Consider the following 20,869-nt stretch of genomic DNA (forward strand, 5'->3'; position numbering starts at 1 on the left):
ACTTATCGAGAAATATGAACATATTCTAAAACAATATTTCTTTACCATTTATTATATGAGTTTAGGCTTTGAACCTAAAGAAATGCAAAAGATGTAAGGTTAGATAGTCGTTACTTTCTAAGAAGTAAATTAAGCCACCTCTCATCACGATCTGGCCTCTTATCCTCAGTTACCCAATCATTACTAATCGTAAGATTCTTCGGAAGGAATTCCTTAATTGAATCGAGAGTCTGGTCATTGAAGAAGCGCCCATTACGCTCACCTTCAAACTCTCCGTATTTGAAAGAGCAGTAGAACACGGCCCCATCATGCATAATTGTTGCAATTTTTTTGAACACACTTGAAAGCTCACTCGACGGCACATGAAGAAGAGATGCACACGCCCAGACACCATCAAACTTCTCACCTTCAAATACCACATCTTGAAGCAGGCCTTCGTGCACAACGCATCCACTATGCTCTCGTGCAAATTGCGCAAGCTTGTGGCTTGGCTCAACTCCTTGCGCCTCATAACCATGCTCAGTGAAATACTTCAGATCACGCCCTGGCCCGCAGCCGATGTCTAAGATTGTGCCGCCCGATTTTACGCCTTCTAGAAATGGCGCGTATAAATGTGTCAGATTAAGCTCAAGCGTTGAGTTGATGAATTCTTGATCGTTCTTATCGTAATAATTCATATATCTAGGTTACTCGAAATTTGTAATCGCTTCAATCGTATTTAGACGATATAATTATCTTATGATCAAAGAATTTATAAAATGGTACGAAGGGATAAATAAGGCTCGCGCAAAAGACTACTACGCACCTCACAAGCCAATCTCTATTCTCTATGCACTTGTCAAAGTTTGCCAAGATACTCGCTGGATTGAATACAATCGCGATAGAAAAGAGCTAGAAGATATTATTGGTGAATTCACGAAGTACTCAACACGCCCTAATTGTCTTCAGCCGCTTTGGCGACTTACAAATGACTCTAAAACTCATTCTTTTTGGACAACAAAACCGTCCGAAGTCATACTAAATAGCAAAGGCGATATCTCAACAGGTACCGCTAAGGAGCAGGACTTCAAAGCAGGCTTTAGTGAGAATATCTACAATTGGCTTGTTCAAAATAAAGCTGATGCACATGCACTAATTAAATATATTACCGAAGATAACTTTCCAGAAAGTTTACATGAAACGCTTTGGGAATTACTCGGTGTGTTTGATCTCGAAGCACAAGTCCCAGAACAAGAAACAATCACAACAACAATTACAAAGGCCAAGCGTGATCCAAAGTTTCCAAAACTCATCTTATCTCTCTATGGAAATCAGTGCGCTTGTTGTGGCCTTAAAATTAATTTCAAAAACAACACCCCTCTTTCAATGGAAGCTGCACATATAAAATGGAAGGCCCGAGGTGGTGAATGTAACGAACATAACGGTCTGGCACTTTGCCCTACTCATCACTATACTTTCGATCGCGGAATCTGGACTTTAAATAATGACTACCGAATTGAGCTTAGCGAATCAATTCTAATTGATCGAAAGAATGATACTTTCTTTACTCCATATATTGGTGAATCGATTGGAAGGTTTATTCTAAATGATGAATTACTTCCGAGTGCTGGAAATATTGAGTGGCATAGGAAGAATATATTAAAATGAAAGAAGAATTTGAAAGAATTGAACTAGAAAACAAATCAATGGAATCGAGTGCAGTAACTATTGGTTTTGTATTAATGACATTACCACTCTTATTTGCATTTATTTCAAATGGTATGTTGATCGGTGTTATTAGCTACTTTTTTGTAATTGCCTTTATTCTTTATTTTAGTTTATCTATTCTTAAAAAATCCGATGCATCCTTTTTAAGTTTTGATAGTAGTGAAGTTAAGATCAAAAGAAAAAAGTCCTTATCCTCTGTTGAGAAAGAGATAATCATTCCATTTTCACAAGTAATTCGCATTAGTACCTACTCCCCTTTACTTGGTGGCACTGGGATTAAAATCTGGTCTTCAGAAAAAGACTTTTGCAAGGTTAGAACGATTGGAGATAGCAGAGGTGGTCGATTTATAAGGTTTTCTCTTAAGAATGGACCGAAGTTGTTAGATGAGGAATATATAAGAGAAAGCTTAAAAGAGAATGAAGAATACTTAGGTGTACATATTACTAAGTTTACAGAGAACCTTTTAACTTGTCTAAAGGAGCTTGGGTATAAAGCCGATTATTAAATTTCCATAATCACTTAATTGGTAGAGATGGTGATAGCCTTGTAACCAATTGTAATCTTCGAATATTCAAGTCAGAAAATAAATTTCGATTTCCACTTTCTATGATCATCTTATTAACCATAGGATCGTACTTTCTAAACGACATAGAATCCTCCCTCTTTGTAAATTTCAATGGTCATACACTGACAAAAATTCGTCACTCGGCTTCCGAGTTCTCGGTTTTTTCATGATTAATTGATATATTTTAGTGTTATATTGGTATTTAAGGCGTTCTTTCGAGTGCAGCACTTTATGAGTAGTCTCTAAAATGCAAAATCCAGTGAAGTATGAAATCACTGGCTTTCGTATATTATTCAAAAATTTATTGTCTTTTCGACTGATTAGGACTCAAGTTCCTAGTAATTTAGATTACATTTATAACGAGATACTCTGAAAGCACTTGTCACACCAAGGATTCCCCTTTTTCTATGAAATACTGATACTTCAAATTTTTCGTAACTATCTTTAAAATTTACTACCTCCAATGCTGTATGCTCTTTTTCTCCCTCATTTTCAGATAGATACATATAAGCATTCTCAAACTTGCTCTGGCGGACAACCTGAACTTTATCATTAATAAGCACAGATTCAATTTCCATAGAAACAGGATCACCAACAAATGTAATCACTCCAACATCTACTTGGCCATCAAATGGGTTACATTTGAATTCACCAGCAAGGCTTGAAATACTTCCCAAAGCTAATAGTCCTACTATTAATTTCTTCATAATCTTTCTTCCAAAATTTTGATCATTTGAGTAATGATTTTTAAATAACCGTTGCTCATTAATTTATATTTATAATAACTAAAGAATAATTGATATCTTTAAAGAACGTAATGCGTCACAGTAGACCGTGTAATATATTTAGAGCTTTTAAGAAATGCGTTAAATATAGCGGCTTTGCGATATTTAATTCTCGATTATTGGATTGACCACATAGCAGAACAGGGTCCCTTTGAGCTTAAAACCTTTAGCATACCTCTTACTCAAGGGAAAAGCAGGTTTATCACTTGTTGTTAAGTATTTAATTTTATTGAAATAAAAAAAGCTCTTTCTTGAGAGCTTTTTAGGATAACTTTTGGTGGAGGTGGTGAAGGGTATCTTATCTGTTTGATTTAATTCATGTTCAGAAGTGCAGCACACTACAAAGTACTACAGCTTTAAATAATACATAAGCGGTATAAAAATTTTAAGTTTGTTCCTCGAAAACCGACAAGGTAATAATACTACTAAATTCAGAGGAAAAATGACTAAGCCACCAAAATTACCAAAGCTTCTAGAGACAAAAATATACAAGACTGGTCAAACAAGAGGTGCTGATGACGATGTAATTTTTCAAAACCGAGTATTAAGAACGAGTACAGTTCTAATAGACTATGACTCCTATCAAACGATTCTTGATTCAGGTCAAGTTTTTGGTAAAGGTTTTATCGTCTTAATAAGACCCAATATATATTTTTCAGAGGGAGTCCCTCAATCGCTTCAAGAACTAGGCTTAACTCTTGGAGAAAACTTACTTATATTCTACTACAGTAGGTCTGACTGGAATAATTTTCATCCAGATGATCAAAGTATAACTATGAATGTTGCGACAAGTAGAACCTCTCCACTTGGAGGTCAATATGTAGCCCGCGTACCTGCAACAACTTCTGAAGGAGAAGGGAAAATAAATATAGGGTTTAATACATCTAAAATGAAAGGTGCAGGTATTAGAGTCTATGAATATGCTTCTTCAGAAACAATAAACAAATGCAAGCTACAACTAGAGTATATATTTTGGTCATGTTTTGACTCTGAAGCGGCCCTAATTCAGTATGGTATGACCCAAGATGATATTGACCTAAGAAGAGAATTTAACCGAGAGAAGTGCGAAGAACACAATTTAATTGATCACCCTAGACTAGTTGAACAAAGAATAATTAATGAGGCAGGAAATACAATCTGCCCTTTATGCAAGGAAGAGATTAGTGCCCTAGGTTTTTTTCGAAAAGTTCTTCAGGCTGAGGGCCGAGCAGTTGATGATTTAACTGTAACTGAACTAAACCTATTTCATATCAACGAACTGAGAGTCGGTGAATATAATCATAAGCCATATAATTTAGGCTGGGGACATCACCACTGTAATGTTGTTGTAAAAGACGCTGGTATAGCACAAACAATCGATTGGATGGCTGATGTACTAAGAAGAAATGATTTTCAAGTTGAATGAACTAAAGTCCTAAACTAACTTGCTCCAAATCTTTTCTTAAGCTAACTTCTTTTAAATCAGTGCTTTCTATAAGGTTCATTTTTTTATTTTCGATGTACTCTATTTTGTTTGCTATTTCATCGCAAAGAGACGGGTCAATCTCAATTCCAATCGCTTTTCGATTCATTGCAAGAGCTGCTATAACAGTAGACCCAGAACCAGCAAAACAGTCCAATATCAAGTCTCCCTCATACGTAGAAGCTTCTATTGCGTGCATAAGCATATCAAGAGGCTTTTCAGCAGGGTGCTTTCCTTTATAAGGTCTAACAGTTTGAAAGTTCCAAACATCTGTAAATTCAACATTAGATGTTACGTTAAATGGCCTAATCAAATCATTATAGTGAGGCATTGTTTTAACCTTTCCTGTGTCTAGAAATGCATCACAGATTTTTTGATACTGTTCTCTACTTGGTACGTTCCTTCCTGTTTCCCAGTTGGAAACAGCTCCTCCATGATTTACTTTTCCATATGCACCAGTAAACTCAGTTAATTGATGACCAGAAAGGCCACATTTTAATCTTGTTTCTCTCAGAAAGTTAGCAAAGTATGACCTGTGTAAATTTCCTTCTGCAGCTGGTTCAGCAAAGATAATTCTTTCAGTATGACCATACCATTGTCTCAATGACTCTTTCTTCATTTTTTGTTTCCAACCATCAAATCCAGGAGCATTTGGCTTTGTCCAAACTATATGTGATAGAATCTTAAATTCTTTAGAAAAAGCAACTTCTAGTCGACTTGCGATTTGGGCTGAACAGTAGCAATAAATTGAACCATTTGGTTTAAGAACTCTCTTCCACTCCTTAATCAATTCGTCTTTCCAAGCGATATAGTCTTCATCAGTTTTGAAGAAACAATCTCCAATAATATTTTTTTTCTTTGTTGTATGATAAGGAGGATCAGTAAGTATCAGAGAGACGGAATGGTCAGGGATTTTTTTCAAAAGCTCTAATGAGTCACCATTGTAAATAGATGAAGTTGTAGAGCTGTAAATATTATTATCTGTTAAAGCTTTTTGAATTTTTTTGTAGTCATTCGTTCTTGCTCTCTTAATGTTCTGCATTTCTCTGTGTATCCTTACTTTTTTTATTTATTTCTTTTGATAACTGACTCCAAGCATTTTCAATCAATACTTCTATTAAATTAGACTGAGAACACTTGAGGTGATGAGACATATCTCTGATTTTAAGAATATCACTTTCAGTTAGTCTAACTGTAAGTGCCTTATCTTTTTTCTCTTTCAAATTGAAACTATTATTGATATTCATAACCTGCCTCTGCAGTACATTTTGCAATACATACATAAAGATGTAAAGAGATGCTTTTAAACTATTACGGTTTATGCTTGAAGTAATTCTGTTGCACCTTTTAAGTCTGTTGCATCTAACCGGATATATCTTTGAGTTGTCCTTAACTCACTGTGTCCAACCATGGCTTGAACTCTAACAATATCCATACCATTTCGAAGCAAATGCGTTATAAATGATGCTCTCAATGAGTGATAATTCGTTAACTTAATGCCTAGTTCCTTCTGAATACTTTGTAATACTTTAGTAGCACCTCCATTCATCCAAGATTTAATTCTAGGTAGTACAAATGTATCACTTTGATTTTCTTTCTTAAGCAATAGTAAAAACTCTTTTAATTGAGTGTTCATAGGTACAATTCTACTAGTTCCATTTTTTGGTGGAACTGTTCCACCTTTATACTTAGACCAACTCTTAGAAATAACAATATGATCTTTTTCCCATTTAATATCAGAATACTCTAAAGCAATTGCCTCTGAGCTTCTTAACCCTAATTGATATGTAACATAAAAGATTGAATACCAGTCTGGATTAGATTCTCTAATGTAATTCAAAACTAAATATACTTCATCTTTAGTCATAGCCATTAAATGATTTGCTTTATCTCGACTGTCTTTATCACCATGAATTTTAATTCTCTTCGCTGGATTAAAATTAACTTTTCTATTATCTATTGAGTTTTCAAAAACTTGCCTTATGTATTTTAATAAGTCCTTCTTGTGGCTAATTGAGGTGTCTAATTTAGACACCTTATCTTTTACCATACTCTTGTCAATTTCCTCGGTATCAAGAGTTTTCCATTCTTTCGTGTAAGCTTCTAATGCTTTCTTTCTATTATAGTAGGTACTAAGTCTATGGTTCTCTTCAGAGTATTCAAAGTACTCATTTAGAGCTTTACGCCAGGTATATCTAAGAGCCTCATTCTCCTCATATTCTTTAAGCTTACTTAGTTCTACTTTTAGTTGTTTTTCTTTGTTTCTGGCATCTCCCTTAGTTGGGAGAATACCAGTGAACTTTTTTTCACGCTTTTTTCCATTAATATAAGTTGAAACTCTTATAAAATATTTTCTTTTACCTAACTCTTTTATTGGCATCTTCAACTCCCATAAAGGTATATAAATCTTCTAATATAAACCTCAATGCTCCTCCAGGCTTATTACCACATCTATAAGCTTTTAGCTCGCCTGAGTTCACGAGATTGTAGATATAGTTAATTTTAAGCCCTAACATCTCACTTGCCTCTTTTATTGTTAAAAACCTATTAATTTCAATAGTTTTCGTATCTTTCATTTTAATTTTCCTTTTTAGCTTGAAAGTAAAGGGCCAAAAAAAGTTGGCCCTTGGTACAATCAGTACAACTTAAATATCAAAGTCCATCGTTTCGTCTTCTGTGAAATCATCCATTTTGAAGCCTTTCGACAAGGTGAAATGAATATCTTTTGATAAACTTTCAAACTTACCTTCCATTTGATTAGCAAGCTTTAACAAATCGTTATACTTCATATCTTCTAGAGACATAGGATCTTGCCTTCTCTTTTCAAGTTCTAGATGTATATTTCTTAACTCGTTAGCCCAGAATTCAATTCTTTTATTATGACCAACACTACACTTTTCAACGATTTGCTGAAGAACATGAGCTTTTATATTTTCAATATCATTCTTATAGAACTTTAAAACCTCATTAAGGGTGCTTCTGCTTATATTTAAAGTTTTACATATCTTAGAATATGAAAAGTTTCCAACTGCCCTCAAGGTAATTATTGCTTTATCTCTTTCTGAAATACCCTCACTAATGAAAGGCAATAGAGTATAATCAACTTTCTCAAGGTCAAAACCTTCTTCTACATTTCTTTCTTGAACAACTACTGCTTTATTCTCTGTTTGCTCCGTGCTCTTTCTTCTTCTAACAACTCTTTTTTTCTTAATTATATTCGGTTCATTACTCATCTGTGTTTCTCCTACAAAACTGTCTAATTCTTTAAAAATCAACTTACTTAAATCAAAGTCGATAACTTTCATCCTGCTTTGAATGAACTTAACAAAGGCTCTATTCATAAGTTTATTAGTTTTTATTCGAGCGTTTAAAAAAGTGTTTTCCTGCTTTATGGCCTTACCTTTCTTAGTCGTTACAATCTCCACTTTCTTTGAATTCAACTCTCCTAAAAATCTTTTATACATTCTATATTCCTTGCCTCTTATATGATCAGAAAGACTGTATGGATTTAGAAATTCAAGTTCACCAAATGGTGATTTAAACTGATCCTTTATACATAAAAGCTATATAGCTTTTTGATACATGTTTAGTTTAAGTTCCTTTCCTTTTAATCGTTTTTCTAACCTAACAAACCCTTCTTTTTCATATAGATACAGACTTTTTGACACATAATATGTCCTTCTTCCTGTTTCTATGTTTTTCAAGATAAAGGGTGATTTCGAGAAATTTAAGACAAGACTTTCCCTGAAAAAATCGAATGTTTTTTCTTTAATATCTAGCTTGAAATGAAGCTCTACAATCTCAAGAAGATTTAAAAACTCCTTCCAAGCTAGACTACTTTCATGTATGCTGAGAAAGAATTCAAAGAATGCTTTAAAGTTTTCAAAATTACTAAGCTCCGAACTTACCTTTATTGCATATGCATTTTTAAATTTTCTCAATGGCTTATACTGAATGAAAATATAATAGTCATCCTTCTTTATCTTAACTGTCTTTTTATACACCCTATTTAGTTCATTCATTCGAAAGTAAGGATAGTTTTTCTTTTCAACGATAAACTTGTCACTACTCTCTATAGAATCTAAAAGATTAATCAACTTATGATAGAATTCTGCTAAGTCTGGTTTATCAAAACGTATTCCAAATCTAGCTGTATCTATCACATATTTTTACCCCTTTTTATTTCTAGCGATCTTTCTATTAACCTTCGTGACTAAGTTTTTTAGCTTCTGTTCATTTGGCCAACGTTCTAGGTTTAACATTAGAACTTCCCTAAGAAGGTAAAGACTTCCTTTGTCTGAAAGTGTCTCAATAGTCTTATCAAGAGCTTTCCACCTTCTTAAAAGCTGATCAGGGTTTGATAGAGGTGAAAACCCCTCAAAAAAATTTGTAAATTCTTGGTTCGTATACATACGATCTCCTAACTGTTTCAAAGCCAGACCCATTCTGACTTCGAAAGAAGTATAGAAAAATGTACAAGAGAAAAGAGATAAACAGTTTCCAACTTTTAATCTATTGATTTCATTAGCCCTCTAAGCTGATTAAAGGTATTAACGTCTTGATTCTTAACTAATTTTTCAGCACGATCACTCATAGTTTTAAGCTGCTGAATAGTGAAACCATATTCACTTCTAAAGATACGTTCAAATAAATTTGTTGCAGACAATGAATTATCTGTCCTTTTATATACCTTTTTCTGAATAAGATATTGGAGGATTATTAAGATATCTTCCCAGAATGGCTTTGGCCTTTTTCTATTTGAATCAGAGTTGTTGCTTCTTAGAATTTTTGATAGGAAGTAAATATAGAAGTAAGACAGTGTATTATCATTTTTTCTACTCTTAAAAAGAATCCTCTTATTTGCCGACTCAATCTCCCATCTCGTGTAATAGGCTCTTACTCGTTTCCCTAGATGTGAATCCCATTCATATTTATAATAATGACGTTTATTATAGCTATCTTGAAATTGAGGATAAACAAGCAATAGGTCTTCATTTAAGCTATGTATTCTCCAAAGTATATCATGGCCATATTTCTTCAAAATATACTTTCTGAGGCTCCCACGCTTTAATAACTGCTCTCGACTTTTTAACTTCGACCTTAGTTCAGACCTCTTCTTATCTACATCTTCCATAACCCAATCTGAATACTCACTGTACTTAAGTTCTTCTTCAATATTTTTTTGTTTTTTAGCAAGACTAGCTTTTACAAAATTGAGTTCAAACGCTTCATTTTCAATATTGTATGGTGCTGGTGCAAAACCATCTTTATCAAGAGAACTTATATACTCTTCGTGATGTAAGAAATTCTCTAGTGTATCCCACTTTTCATCAATAATAGCTTCTAATTCTTTTTCTCTCTCCTTGAGTAATGCTTCAAAATACTTTGGTTTTATTTTCAAAACACGAAGCCAATCAATAAGTACGTCAAACTTTGGTAAAGGCTTATGCCCATTTTCCACTTGAGAAATATAGGAGCATGAAACTTTAAGGGAATCAGCAACTTTCCTCTGAGAAAGTTCTTTTTCTTCTCTGATAAGCTTTAATAAAACGGAATCATTTCTCACAAACTTCATATTAACCAGTACACCATAATAAAACACTCAGCGTACACTAAGGCATTAAAAGAGAAATGAAAAGAAATATACAAAAATGAAAATAGAAAGACTTACATTGACCCATAACAACCTAATATTAAAGGGATTATTTTATAAAGCAGGAAATAAATGAAGAGATGTGGAAATAAATGAAATCTCGATGAGCAGAATGGTGGAGGTGGTGGGATTGCCAAGAACGGCCAAACACAGCTAATAACCAGCGATTACAACAGAAAACGTGTGGCAAAACTAGACCACAATCAAATAACTAACCAAAATCACATAAGGATTTGGGCCTACTGTCTCCTTCATTATTCTAGTGTGGAGAGCAATATTCTACTTTGCCACATATCTGCCACACGAAAACAGCCTATGGCGACGGTCCTAGAAATATGTCACCAATCAAGAATTAATGACTTATCATTTTTAAAAATTTTTCAGAGAATTTTTATTCAAAATTTAGAGAATCTTGCCACACTGTTTGCCACACGGCAATCGCTACTTACTGATACACCTTTATGTAGAAAATTTATAAATCTTCGAATAAGCCATATTGATAATTTTTCATAGAAGTAATCTCATTTAACACCTTGCTATAGATACATAGTGACTCAATTTTTGAAATTGGAAGGTACTTTGGTTTACTTATCTCTTTTACAAAAACTTCTTTTAGGGACTCTACTTCCTCTTCTGGCATATCCTTCGTACTTGATTCGAACTCAGCGATTTTTGAGGAAAGGAACTCTTCATAATTTGAGTCATACTTAACAGAAAGATTTTCATTCCTTCTATATCCACTTTTAATCAAACTAATTGATAGATACATCTCCTGAAAGTCTAAGTTTTGGTCAAGGTCAACATCATACAGCCTACCAACATATACCTTTCCATTATTCATAGTAACCATTATTACTCTATCATCATCTTCAAGTTGAAGATCTGATAGCTTACCTAGAGTGTCATATACTAGACCATTAGAAACATTTTCTCCAAAAAGGCTACTCGCTTCTTTCTTGAAATATGCAAAAGCTTCACTTGATAACAGATTTGCGATAGCTGCAGCTTCAAAAATTGAAAGAATAAAAATAATTGAAATAATAGATATGTAGTCTACTCGCTCTAAATCTAAAGGCTTTGAAGTGACTTCATCAAAGTAAAAGAATAGAGTAGATATAGTTGGCAGGATTCCATAGAGCAAACAATATAAAACAAGGTCCCAACCATTTGTTTTTCTATAATCCGTTCTTCTTAAAAAATGTATAATTTTATGTGCTATAAAGCCAGATGATGCAATTAAAAGCGTAAAAGATGTCATTAATTTGTTTTAGACTCTTTCATTATTGATAGATCACGCTTGAGTGATCGAAAAATCTCATCAGAAGAAGCATTAAGCCTAGCTCCAGATTTTGTGTAGACAACATTAGATCTTTCCGAAGATTCTTTCTTCTCTTTAAACTTTTTCTTCTTTTTCAGTTCATCAATAAGATTCATAAAAAGCTCCTTCTTTATTACATTATCGGTAAAATTCATTCAATAATCAAGGGAATAGCAAATCTCTCACTCATTACCGCTCTAAACGACTGTTTTCACGATAAAAATACAAAAAATATACTTAAATGAAAGCTTTAACTCGTGTTTTTACCAAATCTTTCTTTAAATATATATTTCATTACTGCAAATGAGTCTCTTCATTATTCTCGTTATCAAGATCACCTAAAGAGTACCCACTTTTCACTTCATTACGTTTAGCCTTAACAGATCTAAAGGTACTTCCAACAATCGATTCACTTAAAAGTTCAAATTTTAAAGATTCACGTTTTTTATATATTTCGTGATCAGACATCTCCAATCCTTTTGAAGAAGAGTTTGTAACATCTCTTGCCAATAAGGATAAACCAATAATCTCCCTTTTCTGATTATTAATTTCTAATATTTTACCTACTAACTTTTGTGCAAATATAGAAAGAGCACTTATTACAGCTAAAATTATTGAAGCATAAGGTAAACGCATTACTACAAGATCCCATCCACGAACCTTTGCATTGTTTGCGAGTAGGTTCTCGTAAACATTGACAAGAACATTTATCTTCTCAACAGAGTCTTTACCTATAATACCGAGACAGATTATTGATGAAAAAAGAAGTGCATAGTATATTCTTAATTGCTTATTACTCTCAGTATTAAAGCCCTTCATATCTTCTGTATATAAATCCTTACGTGATGAAAGCTTTTCTAACTCACCACTTAGGTTTGAAATAGACTTATTTAAAGTAGATTTACTTTCTGTTAACTGTTCTACTTGATTTTCAAGACTATTCTTTTTTTCATAAACGTCATTGTAGGTTCCACTAAGTCCTTCTAACTCATTTTCTTTTTTAGTTAATTTTTCTTCAACATCTGATAATTCAGTGCTAGTTTTCTTCAAGTCTTCATTTAGTTCACTTAGAGCCTGCTTTCGACTATCTTCTTCAGAGGTAAAAGATTCAATATCATCTAATAATTTACTCGATTTTTTACTTATCTCTTCAGTAATATTATTTGCATCCTCCTTAAAATCATTAATCTCATTAGAGAATTCATTGTATGAATTGATTATTTTAAATAAGGAGTCTAAAGGTAGTCCAAAGATTAGTATTTCTTGTATTTTCTGTTCTGACAAAAAGCTTGCCGATGTTATTAACATAGACTTAACTAAGTGATTAATTGAAATAAATGAACGATTTTCTCCATGCCTACTAGTTTTTGTTTTATTAAACTCTTTTACGCTTCCATCAACATAGAAAACCTTTATATTAATATTCAACTTTTTCTTTTCTGCTGCCGAAATAAATGAAATAGTATTAATGAATATAGGTTCCTCGAATTCGAGCTGTTTTCCTTTCCTCCCTAACCTTACTTTTACATCATCTCCATCAAGGAGTTTAGCAAAGTGTCCGCGCTTAGAAGACAAATATTCACTTCCTAATTTTTTTAGATTATCTACTGAAAATGAGTTAATACTATCAAGGTCATTTTGTAGCTCATTAATTTTCTCTTCCATTTATTCTCCATCTAATCTTCTTAAATAGCATCTTTTAAATATAGCACTAATATCAAGCAGTATTGTTTAATTAAGAGAAGCCTGTATTTTTTACAACTTATATAAATCAAAGAGATGTATCCAGCTATAGTAGTTATAAAAAAACTTAGAGAAACGATGAAAAATAAAATTATAAATGATTTTTTCGAAAAAGAAATAAATGTAAAACTAACGAAGAAAGATGCACTTGAGTTCTTAGGTGAAGAACTTTATGGTAAAGACTCTACAATATTTGAATTTAAAATTGATGGCCTTTTAAAACTAAAAGAGTACCTCCCAAGTATAATGCCTTTGCCAGAGCAAGTGGAAGGAACACTTCACACACTTAAAACTTTTTACATAATCCTCACCTTAAACAAATACTATGCCTCCAAGCATGTAAGAGAAGGACTAAAGAAGCTACCTTCAAGTATTGAAGAATTTAAGAAAGAGTATCTACAAGAAAAGCTTGAAGAACTTGACCTACCAGTAAAAGAGATGGAAAGACTAGAAAAGTATATTGAAATTCCTGAAACATACGCTTATTTCTTTAAACAAAAAAGTGAATCTAAATTTTTCAAGTTAAATAGGAAGAATAAATTTTATTATGAATACCAATTCTATGTCATTTATCGAAGTATTTTCAAAGAACTTATGCCTGATAATTACTGGAAAGAATATATAAGCTTTCTAAAACTTTGCCATGAACATATCGGTGAAATCTTCATCAAAGAACTTGATTTTGACCTCCTAGATGTAAAGGACTTTCAAGAAAGACTAAGATATTACGAAGAATTAAAAGACCTACAACTATCCGAAAACATTAAATAATGGCCCCAGAAAAATGGCCGTTTTTTTTATCGGCCAGTCTTCTGGTTATTAGACAATACCCAAAACTCTATTCTTTTAAACAATTCAGCAATGATGCTGATGAATTTAAAAGGATATTAAAATGGATAATCCCAAACAAGCATTACTAAACATCGAGGAAGCATCTAGCTTCCTCTCAGTCAAAGTCTCAAGACTTCGTACGGCGGTATTTCGTAAAGAAATTCCATTCGTAAAGATCGGTCGTCTTGTACGTTTTAAACAAGACGAGCTTATCAAATGGATTGACTCGAAAACTGTCAAAGCAGATGAGGAGGATTCGTCATGGCTCTGGTAAGAAACTTCACACAAATCCCAAATGAGATTTTTCAGAGTCAGAATCTAAGCGCTAAGGCCATGGGCCTTTATGCTTACCTTAAGTTTCGATCTTACTCAGGCAATGCGAGAAGGTCATTTCCGAGCCAGAAAAAGATCATGAAGGACTTAAAGATTGGAACACATAGAACGCTAAGAAATCTTATTCAAGAACTTGTGGTTAATGGTTTTCTAGAGTGGAAAAAAGGCTCAATTTATACAGGAAATAGCGACTATAAGCTCTTAGTACCTAACATTCCGAACATAGATAGTGGCTAAAATGACTACTATATAGTGTTCAAAATGATGCCTATATAAATATAAGATAATAAATATAGTGCTCATTTTGAACATTCCTAAAAAACTAAAACTTAAAGATTAATAATTATTTAAAAAGGAATTTAAAAATGAAAAGATTAAAAAAGATATCTGTTTCAGATATAAGGTTTTCGCTAGACGAAGAAATATTAAAACCAAAAGAACAAATAAAGAGACATAGTCTCGATCAAATTCAAATAAAAGAATTAAAAGAAGACTTTAAAACGAAGTATAATTTCTTAAAAGCTCACAAAGGTTTTCAAAGAGGACACACTCATGTCTTCTTAGGAAGAACAAACAAGGGCAAATCAGCACTTGCACAGTCCTTAGCTTGTGAGAATATTGTTAGAGGTCATAACACCCTACTCTTTCTTTCCGAAGGCGAGAAAGGCGATGTAAAACGACGATTCGATACAATGTTATCTCTTAAGTATAAATCTGTTGAAGAACGTAACCACATCATGCGAAGGCTTATTCTTATAGATGAATCCGACTTAGATCAAGCTACTATTTATGACCCACAATCATGGGTAGCTTCGCTATTTAAGTTTGTGAAAGAGTATGAGATTGACTTAGCTTATATTGATAATTTCTCAACTTGCTCTTTTGGTGATTCTTCCCCCGAAATTCAAGCGAATTTCATGAAAACACTTTGTGCTACAGCACAGAGATATCAAATTGCACTAATAGGTGTTGTCCATCAAGCTAAGTCCGTAGCACCTGATAAAGAACTCACAATTGAAGATATTCGTGCAAATTCAGCTTTTATGAACTCCCCTTCATTCGTGTATGCTTTGAATAACTTTTGTAATTACGAAGATCAATCTAAGCGAGTCTTAACAATTCTTAAATCACGTCTCGATGGCGATATCATCGGTAACTACTATGATCTGAGCTACAAAAAGTACAAAAATGAAGGTTTTTATGTAAAAGATCAGAAAATAGATAACAAAATCGCTAAAGAGCTGTTTTTTCGCAACAAATCGCAACGTTTTACTACAAAAAGTTTCCAAAAGAGTTGGTAAAAAGTATGAAAGGCCTTTTCTTATTTTCTATATTTGGTATAAGTCTAGTGCTCTTTCACATTCGAATAATGAGGACGACAGTAGGCCATAAATCCTTTTTTTCAAAAAAGGAGCAAAAATGGCTAAATTAGACGAGGACAAAAAAGGTACAAAAACGAGCAAAAAGTGTTCGAAAACGAGCGAAAACGCTCAAAAACAAAAGAAGTACCGAGTTGATATTCGTATGCCTCACGGCAAGCGTATATCAAAAGTTTTTTACCGAAAGTACGATGCTGACCAATTCCGAGCAAAGATGCTCGTTGAAAGGCAACGTATTATCGACACAGGCATAAACATAGACGGCGAAATCACGTTTAAGAAGTTTGCAGAAATGTGGCTTAAAGAACATGTCATCGGTCGAAAAGCAGAGAAAACGATTCGAGGCTATAAGTCGAATTTCAAAATGTATATCCTTCCTGTACTTGGTGAAGTGAAATTAAAACATATCAACTATCACCATGCTAAAAAACTTGAGAGCTACGTTCTCAAGCAAGGCAAGAAAAACAGAACAGTTAATAAAGTGATGATGGTTTTAAAAACTGTTATCAATGAAGCGGTTAAACTTGATTACTTAGTTCGAAGCCCTATTCGTGGCTTTAAGGAATTAAAGGAAGACCCTTCACAACTTGATTACTGGTCAAAAGAAGAGATACAACAATTCATCGACAAGAATCAAAATAATCCTTTGCTCGACTTTTATCAAATGACTCTTAACACAGGACTAAGACTTGGCGAGATTTGTGGCCTATGTTGGGATAGAGTTGACTTCAATGGTGGCTTTATTAGCATCAACCGCTCTCTAACAAGGGAGGGCCTTAGAAACACGACAAAGACCCATAAAGGCCGATACATTCCAATGAATGATAAGGTAAGGGCCATACTCGAAAATCGTCTTAAAACACGAAATTCGCAGTTCGTTTTTTCTACACCTGATGGCGAACCACTTCCCTACAGCCATATCAACCAAAGACACTTCAAAAAAGCACAACGAATTGCGGGCCTTTCAAAAATAATTCGCTTTCACGATCTAAGGCATACATTTGCAAGTCACTTTATGATGAATGGAGGAAACCTCTATACATTGCAGAAATTATTAGGGCACACCGATATCAAGACGACCATGATCTATGCTCACTTAGACAAAGATTTTATGATTGAAGCCGCTAACGTTGTTTCGTTTTAGCTAATAGAACCTCTCTTTTTACCGACAAGTAAACAGAGGGGTTTTATTTCATGAAAAAACAAATTAGTGCTGAAAGCTTGGATTTAATAATAAACGAATTAAATAACACATTTAAAAAAAACATAATTTTAAAAAATTTTTCTTTTACGGAAATGTTAATAAAGTTAGACCTAAATGAATTAGTAGAAAATCTACATTTTTTACAGTCTCAAAGAGTGTTAAAAATTAATAGTTTAATTATTACGGGTTCAGAATATTCAGAAATTATAAATTCTCCATCCTTTATTTCAATTAGTTTCTATGACGTTGAAGTAAAAGTAAGGTTAAATTTCATAGGTAAAAATGATAAAATTGAAAATTCTAGTATGCAAGCCATATCATTTACTGAATGTTTATTTAGAGTACAGCAATCTTTCTTTCAAATAGAGAGCAATGTATTAATTTCAAATTGTGATTTTAGATTCAAGAGTATTGAATTTCACAACATGGAATATTCAATAGAGATTCATGATTCTAAAAAAATAGATGAGGTCAACTTTTTCAATACTTTAACTCCATTCACATTGATTAATAAATCAGAAGTTAAATCACTCAAATTAACTAATTACAAAAATAATGATGATACAAATTTAGAGTTAAATGAATCTATTATAAATATGATTGATATTAGAACAACAAACAAAGGAATCATAAATATACAAGACTGCACTATTTCGAGATGCTTTGCATTTGTACCAAATAGTCTAATACAGGCTAACAACATAAAGCATCTATTCTCTATTGAAATTGATTGTGCCTCTGAAATAAAAATATCGCAAATTAGAGGAGTTGAACACTTAGCTATTTCGAATATTAACCATGATTCGTTTGTTGACTTAGTCAATATACAGTTCTCAGGAAACAACCCTTCTCTTGAGTTTGAGAGGTCAATATTAAAAAATTGTTTTCTTAGGTCAATAGACTTATCTAATGTAAAAGTAGTATTTTCTGATTCAACTTCACATGAAATACAACCTTTCTCTCTTAATTGGGAAAAGGCAAAATCTATTGAAACAAACTCATCTGAAATAGATTTTTTTAGAGACTTGAAAAACTACTATCTAAAAGCAAACGATAGTTATTATTCTCATTACTTTTTTCAGATAGAAAGAAACATTTTACTCAATGAGAATGTTCTAAATTTACTAAATGGAAAAAATACTTTAACTAATTTACTAATATTATATTTTAATAAATTAACAGGAAACGGATTTAGTTTCTTTAAACCGCTTTTAGTTATAACTATTTGCACCTTGTACATCCACGCAATTAATTCAAATGACTTAAGTGACATCGAAGAACTATCTCATTGGCTGATACCATTCAAAGAGATAAATGAACACACTAATAATATTTGGGAATTTTCAATCTACCTTATATTAAGCCTCTTAAATACATCATGCTTATTCCAAGCAATCCAAGGCTTCAGGAAGTTCAATAAGAGGTTCTAAACTCTGCCACACCGTTGCCACACGACAAGGCAACCACCACAAAAACCTGAATGATATTAAACAGTTAGGGAGATGTGGTGGAGGTGGTGGGAATCGAACCCACGTCCGAAATAGCGTCTTGATAGCGGCCTACGTGCGTAGTCTTCGGTTATCGTCAGAAGACAAGACTGTCCGTGATACGTGACCTCGGCGAACCCCGGTGAGTGATTTACGAGACGCCCCGGCAGGCTCGGAACCTAGTTAACCAGCAGATTCAACTGGATTGCTACATTCTGTTTCTTGGCAGTAGCGCCTCACAAGACTAATCCTAATTAATTAGGCAGCCATTGGCATTGCATAATCGTCTGCAATTAACGGTGGACTCCTTTTTACCAGGACCGTGGAGACCAACCTGGACACGCCCGGATACCTGTCAACCATCCCGTCGAAACCAGGGCACCCCCATTTGTTTTGACACGGATATTTGGAACAAATATACGTAAGCGGCAGTATAGCACAGCATTTCAAAAGTGGAAAGAAAACGGTTCATTGTTTTATTGCGTTGTTGCAAAATGAAAACGTCCTCCCACTCACCTTTTAACAAATACGCTTAGCGCAATTAATTCTTAGAAAATAACGAAGCTCCAAAATTAATAACTTTAATAACAGCGATGAAGACAACGGCTACTAACATGGCTGTCAATAAAGGGTGGACGATTCCTAATTCGTATCCTAGCTCTAAGTTCACATTTTTATAAAGAAAAAGATTAAATAGAACAAGGGCTCCTCCTAACTCGGCCATTCGTGAGTTTAGTATTACCTTTTCTAAGATAGGATTTTTAGCTAGGTAGTCATCTATACTCTTTTGAATTGATGGCCTTATTATTTTTACAATATTGATAATAATTCCAACAACGATAATTTCAATAATTACTCCAAGTATAAAAAATAAAGCTCCTTCAAGAACAGAGAAAGTCCATCTCTCAGCCAGACTTCCTTGTCCAATACTATTCTCATAACTTTGAAAGCCTACATAAAATGCAACGAGGAGTGGGAAAAGTACCAATAGATTTATCAATCGTTTATTTTTCATCTTAATCTCCTACATCCCAAATTGTGGTATACCAAAGTTAATCTGTACCTCTTGAAAGTTTACTTCTACTCTTTCTTTTAAGTCTATCATACTTCCAAAAATAATCTCGTCTCCATCTCTTACTCGAGCAATATTAACATCAGCATTATCCTCACATTTATCAGCACCTTTACAATCTTCATTTGTAATATCTATTTTTGGTGGCGTTACTTCTTCCTTCTTCTTTGGCCCTTCTTTCTTTTTTGGTTTATCAACATCTTTAGGCTTATCTCCATCTTCATCCGGCTTTTCGCCGTCTCCAGACTTAGGCCCTAGATCAACTTTAGGAATATCCGGCTTGCTCTCAGGAACTTCAGGCGCACCAATACTCGTTCTAGGACGACCTGGTTCATGTGATTTTTCATTTTTCTTTTTCGCACTTTCCATTTCCGAGTATGCAACACCTAGACAACCAATTGAGCATGATAATCCACCCTTTATGACCGCAGGTAATAAGGCTCCTCCAGACAGGATTGAACCAAGTGTACCTAAACCTGTAACAACACCACATACACCAAAACACAACTTTGTTCTTCTTGTGTCAACTCCACTATTCATTGAGTAAAGCAAACTATTCTTATCCTGCTCAAGCTTATTAGCTAGAATTGGACTAATCATTTCTTCTTCATTAACTCTAGGCTTAGAATCTCCCATACGAGGTTTAAGTCCATTATTAGCAAAAGTCTTTTCTCTATTTTTAGCTTCCTCATTCTTATCATTAAATTGATTATTCAACTCTGCCATACGAGGGCCGCCAAATGGATTATCACCATGATTAACAGTACTAGGTTTAAAATTAGACGGTAACTTGCTCCTTTGTTTTGGGGCATCAATACTTGGCTCATAGTTTCGATCAATTTCAATTCCAAAGTCTTTTTCAAGAGTGTCACCGATAGCTGGGTTAAGAGTATTTATAATATTTGCCATGCTAAGTACTTTGTCTTTCTTCCCAAGAGAAGCATACATATCCATAAAAACGATTGCTGGATTAACAAAAGCCGCATGAACACCTTTCTCTCGAATATTATTTTTCATTTGTGATAATGTTGTTTCACGGTCAATATTTGCATTATTAAAATCAATACGGATTTCATCCACGAAAATTGTCACTAATTTATCAAGCGTAGAGTTTGGAAAAGCTTTTCCCAGCTCATTTGTAAACTCCTCTTCGGCTTTCAAAAATGCTTTAAAGTTTGTGGCCCTCTCTCTTAGGCATTTAGTGTCTAGGCACTCACTAAATGATCTTGCCCAAGTTGAGCTTGTCAGTAATATCGTTAAAATAATCATCAAATTCTTCATAGAGTCTCCCTCGTAAATATTGAATTTAACGAAAGCTACTCCAATCTC

At 33.7% G+C, this 20,869-nt stretch carries 25 protein-coding genes and 1 other RNA gene; 9 read left to right on the forward strand and 17 right to left on the reverse strand.

The window, feature by feature from the left end:
- Window positions 1-110: 110 nt before the first annotated feature.
- The gene (locus ACRXC1_RS12055) at window positions 111-677 is read right to left on the reverse strand and encodes a class I SAM-dependent methyltransferase (protein WP_433659118.1); all 567 of its coding nucleotides are present in this window, start codon (window positions 675-677) and stop codon (window positions 111-113) included.
- Between the two features lie 61 nt (window positions 678-738).
- Here ACRXC1_RS12055 and ACRXC1_RS12060 point away from each other — a divergent pair, with 61 nt between their 5' ends.
- Both ACRXC1_RS12060 and ACRXC1_RS12065 read left to right on the forward strand, forming a co-directional pair.
- Window positions 739-1,647, forward strand: a complete 909-nt coding sequence (locus tag ACRXC1_RS12060) for a phosphorothioated DNA-binding restriction endonuclease (protein ID WP_433659120.1) — start codon at window positions 739-741, stop codon at window positions 1,645-1,647.
- Window positions 1,644-2,213, forward strand: coding sequence for a hypothetical protein (locus ACRXC1_RS12065; protein ID WP_433659122.1), 570 nt, complete (start codon window positions 1,644-1,646; stop codon window positions 2,211-2,213). The genes ACRXC1_RS12060 and ACRXC1_RS12065 overlap by 4 nt, the downstream gene beginning before the upstream one ends.
- Before the next feature lie 10 nt (window positions 2,214-2,223).
- On the opposite strand, the gene ACRXC1_RS12070 is transcribed toward ACRXC1_RS12065, so the two are convergent.
- Both ACRXC1_RS12070 and ACRXC1_RS12075 read right to left on the reverse strand, forming a co-directional pair.
- Complete coding sequence (locus tag ACRXC1_RS12070; RefSeq protein ID WP_433659124.1) at window positions 2,224-2,358, reverse strand: hypothetical protein; 135 nt, start codon at window positions 2,356-2,358, stop codon at window positions 2,224-2,226.
- A 250-nt stretch (window positions 2,359-2,608) separates the two neighbouring features.
- Entirely contained in the window at window positions 2,609-2,980 is a 372-nt protein-coding gene (locus ACRXC1_RS12075; RefSeq protein WP_433659126.1) for a hypothetical protein, read from the reverse strand.
- A 520-nt stretch (window positions 2,981-3,500) separates the two neighbouring features.
- On the opposite strand from ACRXC1_RS12075, the gene ACRXC1_RS12080 reads away from it, so the two are divergent.
- Window positions 3,501-4,463: a BstXI family restriction endonuclease gene (locus tag ACRXC1_RS12080; RefSeq protein ID WP_433659128.1), complete on the forward strand. Its 963-nt coding sequence runs from the start codon at window positions 3,501-3,503 to the stop codon at window positions 4,461-4,463.
- A 1-nt stretch (window position 4,464) separates the two neighbouring features.
- Here ACRXC1_RS12080 and ACRXC1_RS12085 read toward each other — a convergent pair whose 3' ends face one another.
- From ACRXC1_RS12085 to ACRXC1_RS12135, 11 genes are all read right to left on the reverse strand, one after another.
- Window positions 4,465-5,562 (reverse strand): DNA methyltransferase, encoded by a 1,098-nt coding sequence (locus ACRXC1_RS12085; RefSeq protein WP_433659130.1) that lies wholly within the window; start codon window positions 5,560-5,562, stop codon window positions 4,465-4,467.
- The gene (locus ACRXC1_RS12090; protein WP_433659132.1) at window positions 5,549-5,767 is read right to left on the reverse strand and encodes a hypothetical protein; all 219 of its coding nucleotides are present in this window, start codon (window positions 5,765-5,767) and stop codon (window positions 5,549-5,551) included. Before ACRXC1_RS12090 ends, ACRXC1_RS12085 begins: the two co-directional genes overlap by 14 nt.
- Window positions 5,768-5,838: 71 nt before the next feature.
- A complete protein-coding gene (locus ACRXC1_RS12095; protein WP_433659134.1) occupies window positions 5,839-6,900 on the reverse strand; it encodes a tyrosine-type recombinase/integrase in 1,062 nt (353 codons plus the stop codon).
- The gene (locus tag ACRXC1_RS12100; protein ID WP_433659136.1) at window positions 6,878-7,096 is read right to left on the reverse strand and encodes a helix-turn-helix domain-containing protein; all 219 of its coding nucleotides are present in this window, start codon (window positions 7,094-7,096) and stop codon (window positions 6,878-6,880) included. The genes ACRXC1_RS12095 and ACRXC1_RS12100 overlap by 23 nt, the downstream gene beginning before the upstream one ends.
- 69 nt (window positions 7,097-7,165) lie before the next feature.
- Window positions 7,166-7,984, reverse strand: a complete 819-nt coding sequence (locus ACRXC1_RS12105; protein ID WP_433659138.1) for a hypothetical protein — start codon at window positions 7,982-7,984, stop codon at window positions 7,166-7,168.
- A gap of 99 nt (window positions 7,985-8,083) precedes the next feature.
- Window positions 8,084-8,683 (reverse strand): hypothetical protein, encoded by a 600-nt coding sequence (locus ACRXC1_RS12110; RefSeq protein WP_433659140.1) that lies wholly within the window; start codon window positions 8,681-8,683, stop codon window positions 8,084-8,086.
- 6 nt (window positions 8,684-8,689) lie between these two features.
- Window positions 8,690-8,932, reverse strand: a complete 243-nt coding sequence (locus tag ACRXC1_RS12115) for a hypothetical protein (RefSeq protein ID WP_433659142.1) — start codon at window positions 8,930-8,932, stop codon at window positions 8,690-8,692.
- A gap of 95 nt (window positions 8,933-9,027) precedes the next feature.
- Window positions 9,028-10,086 carry a helix-turn-helix domain-containing protein gene (locus ACRXC1_RS12120; RefSeq protein ID WP_433659144.1) on the reverse strand — a complete coding sequence of 353 codons (1,059 nt, stop codon included), beginning with the start codon at window positions 10,084-10,086 and terminating at the stop codon, window positions 9,028-9,030.
- Window positions 10,087-10,645: 559 nt separating this feature from the next.
- Window positions 10,646-11,431 (reverse strand): hypothetical protein, encoded by a 786-nt coding sequence (locus tag ACRXC1_RS12125; protein ID WP_433659146.1) that lies wholly within the window; start codon window positions 11,429-11,431, stop codon window positions 10,646-10,648.
- Complete coding sequence (locus ACRXC1_RS12130; RefSeq protein ID WP_433659148.1) at window positions 11,431-11,607, reverse strand: hypothetical protein; 177 nt, start codon at window positions 11,605-11,607, stop codon at window positions 11,431-11,433. The genes ACRXC1_RS12125 and ACRXC1_RS12130 overlap by 1 nt, the downstream gene beginning before the upstream one ends.
- A gap of 178 nt (window positions 11,608-11,785) precedes the next feature.
- Window positions 11,786-13,156 (reverse strand): hypothetical protein, encoded by a 1,371-nt coding sequence (locus ACRXC1_RS12135; RefSeq protein WP_433659150.1) that lies wholly within the window; start codon window positions 13,154-13,156, stop codon window positions 11,786-11,788.
- Window positions 13,157-13,312: 156 nt separating this feature from the next.
- On the opposite strand from ACRXC1_RS12135, the gene ACRXC1_RS12140 reads away from it, so the two are divergent.
- The 6 genes from ACRXC1_RS12140 (at window position 13,313) to ACRXC1_RS12165 (ending at window position 18,411) form a co-directional block, all read left to right on the forward strand.
- Complete coding sequence (locus tag ACRXC1_RS12140) at window positions 13,313-14,005, forward strand: hypothetical protein (protein ID WP_433659152.1); 693 nt, start codon at window positions 13,313-13,315, stop codon at window positions 14,003-14,005.
- Window positions 14,006-14,126: 121 nt separating this feature from the next.
- A complete protein-coding gene (locus tag ACRXC1_RS12145; RefSeq protein WP_392988950.1) occupies window positions 14,127-14,339 on the forward strand; it encodes a helix-turn-helix domain-containing protein in 213 nt (70 codons plus the stop codon).
- A complete protein-coding gene (locus ACRXC1_RS12150) occupies window positions 14,327-14,635 on the forward strand; it encodes a helix-turn-helix domain-containing protein (RefSeq protein ID WP_120404300.1) in 309 nt (102 codons plus the stop codon). The genes ACRXC1_RS12145 and ACRXC1_RS12150 overlap by 13 nt, the downstream gene beginning before the upstream one ends.
- Window positions 14,636-14,763: 128 nt before the next feature.
- Window positions 14,764-15,699, forward strand: coding sequence for an AAA family ATPase (locus ACRXC1_RS12155; RefSeq protein WP_433659155.1), 936 nt, complete (start codon window positions 14,764-14,766; stop codon window positions 15,697-15,699).
- A 118-nt stretch (window positions 15,700-15,817) separates the two neighbouring features.
- The gene (locus ACRXC1_RS12160; protein WP_433659157.1) at window positions 15,818-16,921 is read left to right on the forward strand and encodes a tyrosine-type recombinase/integrase; all 1,104 of its coding nucleotides are present in this window, start codon (window positions 15,818-15,820) and stop codon (window positions 16,919-16,921) included.
- A gap of 50 nt (window positions 16,922-16,971) precedes the next feature.
- Entirely contained in the window at window positions 16,972-18,411 is a 1,440-nt protein-coding gene (locus ACRXC1_RS12165) for a hypothetical protein (RefSeq protein WP_433659159.1), read from the forward strand.
- Between the two features lie 75 nt (window positions 18,412-18,486).
- Here the strand turns inward: ACRXC1_RS12165 and ssrA are convergent.
- The 3 genes from ssrA to ACRXC1_RS12180 all read right to left on the reverse strand — a co-directional run bounded on the left by ssrA (window position 18,487) and on the right by ACRXC1_RS12180 (window position 20,821).
- Window positions 18,487-18,854, reverse strand: a transfer-messenger RNA (tmRNA) gene (gene ssrA, locus ACRXC1_RS12170).
- Between the two features lie 155 nt (window positions 18,855-19,009).
- Window positions 19,010-19,483 carry a hypothetical protein gene (locus ACRXC1_RS12175; RefSeq protein WP_433659161.1) on the reverse strand — a complete coding sequence of 158 codons (474 nt, stop codon included), beginning with the start codon at window positions 19,481-19,483 and terminating at the stop codon, window positions 19,010-19,012.
- 9 nt (window positions 19,484-19,492) lie between these two features.
- Window positions 19,493-20,821 (reverse strand): hypothetical protein, encoded by a 1,329-nt coding sequence (locus ACRXC1_RS12180; protein WP_433659163.1) that lies wholly within the window; start codon window positions 20,819-20,821, stop codon window positions 19,493-19,495.
- Window positions 20,822-20,869 lie beyond the last annotated feature (48 nt).

Origin of the sequence: Halobacteriovorax sp. GFR8 (assembly GCF_050955245.1) — a bacterium.
Classification (GTDB): domain Bacteria; phylum Bdellovibrionota; class Bacteriovoracia; order Bacteriovoracales; family Bacteriovoracaceae; genus Halobacteriovorax_A.

Coding starts and splice junctions, on each gene's coding strand:
- ACRXC1_RS12095 (WP_433659134.1), bottom strand. CDS start 6,900: ATGCCAATAAAAGAGTTAGGTAAAAGAAAATATTTTATAAGAGTTTCA.
- ACRXC1_RS12150 (WP_120404300.1), top strand. CDS start 14,327: ATGGCTCTGGTAAGAAACTTCACACAAATCCCAAATGAGATTTTTCAG.
- ACRXC1_RS12115 (WP_433659142.1), bottom strand. CDS start 8,932: ATGTATACGAACCAAGAATTTACAAATTTTTTTGAGGGGTTTTCACCT.
- ACRXC1_RS12130 (WP_433659148.1), bottom strand. CDS start 11,607: ATGAATCTTATTGATGAACTGAAAAAGAAGAAAAAGTTTAAAGAGAAG.
- ACRXC1_RS12155 (WP_433659155.1), top strand. CDS start 14,764: ATGAAAAGATTAAAAAAGATATCTGTTTCAGATATAAGGTTTTCGCTA.
- ACRXC1_RS12160 (WP_433659157.1), top strand. CDS start 15,818: ATGGCTAAATTAGACGAGGACAAAAAAGGTACAAAAACGAGCAAAAAG.
- ACRXC1_RS12175 (WP_433659161.1), bottom strand. CDS start 19,483: ATGAAAAATAAACGATTGATAAATCTATTGGTACTTTTCCCACTCCTC.
- ACRXC1_RS12080 (WP_433659128.1), top strand. CDS start 3,501: ATGACTAAGCCACCAAAATTACCAAAGCTTCTAGAGACAAAAATATAC.
- ACRXC1_RS12075 (WP_433659126.1), bottom strand. CDS start 2,980: ATGAAGAAATTAATAGTAGGACTATTAGCTTTGGGAAGTATTTCAAGC.
- ACRXC1_RS12070 (WP_433659124.1), bottom strand. CDS start 2,358: ATGTCGTTTAGAAAGTACGATCCTATGGTTAATAAGATGATCATAGAA.
- ACRXC1_RS12125 (WP_433659146.1), bottom strand. CDS start 11,431: ATGACATCTTTTACGCTTTTAATTGCATCATCTGGCTTTATAGCACAT.
- ACRXC1_RS12140 (WP_433659152.1), top strand. CDS start 13,313: ATGAAAAATAAAATTATAAATGATTTTTTCGAAAAAGAAATAAATGTA.
- ACRXC1_RS12085 (WP_433659130.1), bottom strand. CDS start 5,562: ATGCAGAACATTAAGAGAGCAAGAACGAATGACTACAAAAAAATTCAA.
- ACRXC1_RS12105 (WP_433659138.1), bottom strand. CDS start 7,984: ATGTATAAAAGATTTTTAGGAGAGTTGAATTCAAAGAAAGTGGAGATT.
- ACRXC1_RS12065 (WP_433659122.1), top strand. CDS start 1,644: ATGAAAGAAGAATTTGAAAGAATTGAACTAGAAAACAAATCAATGGAA.
- ACRXC1_RS12165 (WP_433659159.1), top strand. CDS start 16,972: ATGAAAAAACAAATTAGTGCTGAAAGCTTGGATTTAATAATAAACGAA.
- ACRXC1_RS12090 (WP_433659132.1), bottom strand. CDS start 5,767: ATGAATATCAATAATAGTTTCAATTTGAAAGAGAAAAAAGATAAGGCA.
- ACRXC1_RS12135 (WP_433659150.1), bottom strand. CDS start 13,156: ATGGAAGAGAAAATTAATGAGCTACAAAATGACCTTGATAGTATTAAC.
- ACRXC1_RS12100 (WP_433659136.1), bottom strand. CDS start 7,096: ATGAAAGATACGAAAACTATTGAAATTAATAGGTTTTTAACAATAAAA.
- ACRXC1_RS12180 (WP_433659163.1), bottom strand. CDS start 20,821: ATGAAGAATTTGATGATTATTTTAACGATATTACTGACAAGCTCAACT.
- ACRXC1_RS12055 (WP_433659118.1), bottom strand. CDS start 677: ATGAATTATTACGATAAGAACGATCAAGAATTCATCAACTCAACGCTT.
- ACRXC1_RS12145 (WP_392988950.1), top strand. CDS start 14,127: ATGGATAATCCCAAACAAGCATTACTAAACATCGAGGAAGCATCTAGC.
- ACRXC1_RS12060 (WP_433659120.1), top strand. CDS start 739: ATGATCAAAGAATTTATAAAATGGTACGAAGGGATAAATAAGGCTCGC.